Origin of the sequence: Methylibium sp. (genome assembly GCF_013817365.1) — a bacterium.
Lineage (GTDB): Bacteria > Pseudomonadota > Gammaproteobacteria > Burkholderiales > Burkholderiaceae_C > Methylibium.
Window position 1 is genome coordinate 1 of the sequence record NZ_JACDCU010000396.1, and the last position, 3,879, is coordinate 3,879.

Annotated in this window: 5 protein-coding genes; 1 reads left to right on the forward strand and 4 read right to left on the reverse strand. The window is 65.7% G+C overall.

Annotated features, from left to right (window positions below):
- Positions 1-326 (forward strand): EF-hand domain-containing protein (locus H0W38_RS18405; RefSeq protein WP_292456800.1); only part of this gene is annotated, 326 nt, incomplete at its 5' end.
- 109 nt (positions 327-435) lie between these two features.
- On the opposite strand, the gene H0W38_RS18410 is transcribed toward H0W38_RS18405, so the two are convergent.
- The 4 genes from H0W38_RS18410 to H0W38_RS18425 are packed head-to-tail and all read right to left on the reverse strand — an operon-like array spanning position 436 to position 3,784.
- On the reverse strand, positions 436-762 hold the full coding sequence (locus H0W38_RS18410; protein WP_292456801.1) for a multidrug efflux SMR transporter: 327 nt from the start codon (positions 760-762) through the stop codon (positions 436-438).
- A 49-nt stretch (positions 763-811) separates the two neighbouring features.
- On the reverse strand, positions 812-2,179 hold the full coding sequence (locus tag H0W38_RS18415; RefSeq protein WP_292456803.1) for an FMN-binding glutamate synthase family protein: 1,368 nt from the start codon (positions 2,177-2,179) through the stop codon (positions 812-814).
- 7 nt (positions 2,180-2,186) lie between these two features.
- Positions 2,187-2,876 (reverse strand): protein glxC, encoded by a 690-nt coding sequence (locus tag H0W38_RS18420; protein ID WP_292456808.1) that lies wholly within the window; start codon positions 2,874-2,876, stop codon positions 2,187-2,189.
- Positions 2,876-3,784 (reverse strand): glutamine amidotransferase family protein, encoded by a 909-nt coding sequence (locus H0W38_RS18425; protein ID WP_292456807.1) that lies wholly within the window; start codon positions 3,782-3,784, stop codon positions 2,876-2,878. The genes H0W38_RS18420 and H0W38_RS18425 overlap by 1 nt, the downstream gene beginning before the upstream one ends.
- Between the last annotated feature and the right edge of the window lie 95 nt (positions 3,785-3,879).

Here is a 3,879-nt window from a genome sequence, read left to right on the forward strand (position 1 = left end):
AAGTCGATTCCGCCTTCCTGGTCGCCAACCCCGACAAGGACGGCACCGTGGACATGAAGGAAGCCAAGAAGTTCGGCATCACGGACGAAGCCTTCAAGGAGGCCAATCCCGACAAGGACGGCACGCTTGACAAAAAGGAGTTCGCCGCCGCCATCGCCTACCAGTTCAAGAAAGCGAATCCAGACAACGACGGCACGCTCGACATGAAAGAGGCCAAGGTGGCCGGCATCAAGAGCGACAAGGTGTTCAAGACGGCGAATGCGGACAACGACGGCACGCTCGACATCGCCGAATACCTGGTCGCGTTGACGCTGCAGGCCAAGTAGGTGGCATGTCGTGTCGGGGAAGGTGACGCGTGCCATCCTATAAACCTTGGGGTTCCATTCGACACCCGCCCGACACGCCGACTGGCTGCGCGCCGGCGTTGCAACACGATCAATTCGAGCTCGAAAACAGGTTCAGGACTGCGACCCCTCCGACGATCATCGAGATGCCGATCAGCGAGGCTGTGTTCAGGCGCTGATCCAGCAGTAACCAGCCGATAGCGGCAATGAGCGCGATGCCGGCGCCCGACCAAACGGCATAAGCCACGGCCACCGGCACGCTGCGCAGCGCCAGCGAGAGAAAATAGAAGGCGCTGACGTAGGCCACCACGACCACCACCGACGGCCCGAGCCGAGTGAAGCCGTCGGAGAGTTTGAGAAAGCTCGTGCCGGCGACCTCGCAGACGATTGCCAGTCCCAGCGTCAACCAAGGCGACATGACGGGTCCCGCTGGCGATCGCGCATCGGTCAGAAAGTCTGCAGGTCGATCACATGCCGCCTCGGTGCCCCGGGATCCAGTCGGTCCCCGCCAACGGCACGCGCGCCATCGCTGCGGCCTCCAGGGTCAGCGCCACCAGATCCTCACGCTCGAGGTGGTGCACGTTCTGCTTGCCGCAGGCGCGCGCGATGGTGGTGAGCTCCATGTTCAGGGTCTTGAGGTAGTTCTTGACGCGCCTTGCGCCCACATCGGGCTGCAAGCGCTGCTCGAGCACGCTGTCCTGGGTGGTTACGCCGACCGGGCACTTGCCGGTGTGGCAGTGGTGGCAATGTCCGGCTGCGGTGCCCAGGGCGTCGTAGTCGCCGAGTGCCGAGACATGCTCGCCGTTCTGGATGTAGGTCTCGGAGTTGCAGCCGAGAGCGATCAGGATGCCCTGGCCGATGGCTACCGCGTCGGCGCCCATGGCCAAGGCCTTGGCCACGTCGGCGCCGCTCCTGATGCCGCCGGAGACGATGAGCTGCACCTGGCCCTTCATGTTCATCTCTTCGAGCGCTTCGACAGCCTGGCGCACCGCGGCCAGGGTGGGGATGCCGACATGCTCGATGAAACAGGTCTGCGTGGCGGCGGTCCCGCCCTGCATGCCATCGACCACCACCACGTCGGCGCCGGCGTGCACCGCCAGTTTGACGTCGTTGAACACGCGCGTGGCGCCGATCTTCACGTAGATCGGTTTCTCCCAGTCGGTGAGCTCGCGCAGCTCCTTGATCTTGATGGCCAGGTCGTCGGGTCCGGTCCAGTCGGGGTGGCGGCAGGCCGAACGCTGGTCGATACCCGCCGGCAGCGTGCGCATCTGGGCAACGCGCGGGTTGACCTTCTGGCCCAGCAGCATGCCGCCACCGCCCGGCTTGGCACCTTGGCCGATCACGACCTCGATGGCGTCGGCGCGGCGCAGGTCGTCAGGATTGAAGCCGTAGCGCGAAGGCAGGCACTGGTAGACCAGCGTCTTCGACGCATTGCGTTCCTCCGATGTCATGCCGCCGTCGCCGGTCGTCGTCGTCGTGCCGAGTTCGGTGGCGGCACGGCCGAGCGCTTCCTTCACGTTGGCTGACAGCGCGCCGAAACTCATGCCGGCGATGGTGATCGGCATGGCCAGCTCAATCGGCTTCTTGGCGAAACGCGTGCCGAGCAGCGTCGTGGTGCTGCACTTTTCACGGTAGCCCTCGAGCGGGTAGCGCGACAGCGAGCCGGCCAGGAACACCAGGTCGTCGAAGCTGGGCAGATGGCGCTTGGCCCCCAGGCCGCGAATTTCGTAGAGACCGTGGGCGGCCGCTCGCTGGATGTAGTCGATGGTTTCGCGGTTGAAGCCGGCTGACTCTTCGAGCGACAGGCGCTTTATGTCGATGGGTTTGATGTCCATGGGGTTCTCAGTATTCCTGGTTTGCATCGGCGTTCCAGTGATAGAGCGAGCGAGCCGAGGCGATGCGCCTGAAGCCTGCCGGGTCGTGGTCCAGGCCGGCGCGCTGCAGCAGGCCGCCGAGCGCGTCGATGTCCTGCGGCGTCATCGGCTCGTACTGCGCATCGGCGCCGAGCGACTTGACGGTGCCCTTGACGTAGATCACCGCCTCGTAGAGCGAATCACCGAGCGCGTCGCCGGCATCGCCGCAGATCACCATCCGCCCCGCTTGGGCCATGAAGCCCGAGAAGCTGCCGACACTGCCGACGACGACGATGTCGCCACCCTTGAGCGAGATGCCGCAGCGCAGCCCGGCGTCGCCTTCAATCACCAACAAACCGCCGTGCGCCGAGGCGCCCGCGCCGTTGCTGGCGAAGCCCTTCACGTGCACGGTGCCGCTCATCATGTTCTCGCCAACCCCCGTGCCGGCGCTGCCGTGGATCAGCACGGTGGCGTGCTTGTTCATGCCGGCGGCGTAGTAGCCGGCGTGGCCCTGCACCTCGACTTGCACCGGCTGGTTCAGGCCCACGGCGATGTTGTGCGCGCCGTCGGGGTTGAGCACCGTGACCTTGCGGCTGTCGTCAGTCAGCAGCTCCTGGTGCAGGAACTGGTTCATCTCCCGCAGCGAGGTCGCGGCGAGGTCGAACTCGAGCGGGGCGATCAGGCGTTCCATACGTACATCTCCTCGGGCGCGGGCTCGAACACCTTGGCGTTCTTGATGTCGGGCAGGTGGGCAAGCGAGCGGAACTCGGAGGCAATGGCCACGTAGTCGTCGCTCTCGGCCACGATGGCCGGCTTGCAGGCGAAGGGGTCGCGGATCAGTGCCAGCTTGTCCGGCGTGCCCATCAGGAAGGTGTAGAAGCCGTCGAGCTCCTCGAAGCCCTTTTGCAGCGCCGCCTCCAGCCCGTCGCCTTCGCGCATGCGCCACTCGAGGAAACGGCAGGCCGCCTCGGTGTCGTTGTCGGTGTCGAAGTGGATGCCGTGCGGCTCGAGCTTGCGGCGGATGCCGTTGGGGTTGGAGAGCGACCCGTTGTGCACCAGGCAGAAGTCCTCGCCCGCGGTGAAGGGGTGGGCGCGGTCGGGGGTGATCGCCGACTCGGTGGCCATGCGCGTGTGGCCGACCAGGTGCGAGCCGACCAGATCCTCGAAGCCGTAGCGCTCTGCCACCTGGGCCGGCGTGCCGACGTCCTTGTAGAGGTCGATGCTGCGGCCGGTCGAGAGGATGTGCAGCTTGGGGTGCTTCTCGCGCAGATGGCGCTTCACCGCCTCGGGCGCCGCCTGCACGGTCAGCACCGCGTGGTTGCCGCGGGCATGCGCCTCGACGGCCATGTCGAGGTGCTCGCGCAGCTCGTGCACGAGGCCGGCCCAGTTGAAGTCGGCGCCTTCTTCGGTCAGGCCGGAGTACAGGCTGATCTTGCGCTCTGCGTCCTTGGTCGGCGCGCCGAAAACGGCCAGTCCGGCCGATTCCGGCCCGCGCTCTGTCATGCCGATGAGCATCGGCACCATCAGGCTGCCGAGCTGCTCGCGCAAGGCTGGTGTCTTGACCAGCAAACCCACGATTCCACACATGTCGTTTCCCTTCGCGTGAGGTTCAGAAGAATTCGAGGTAGCTCGCGACTTCCCAGTCCGAGACATGGCGCATGTACTCGATCCACTCCATGCGC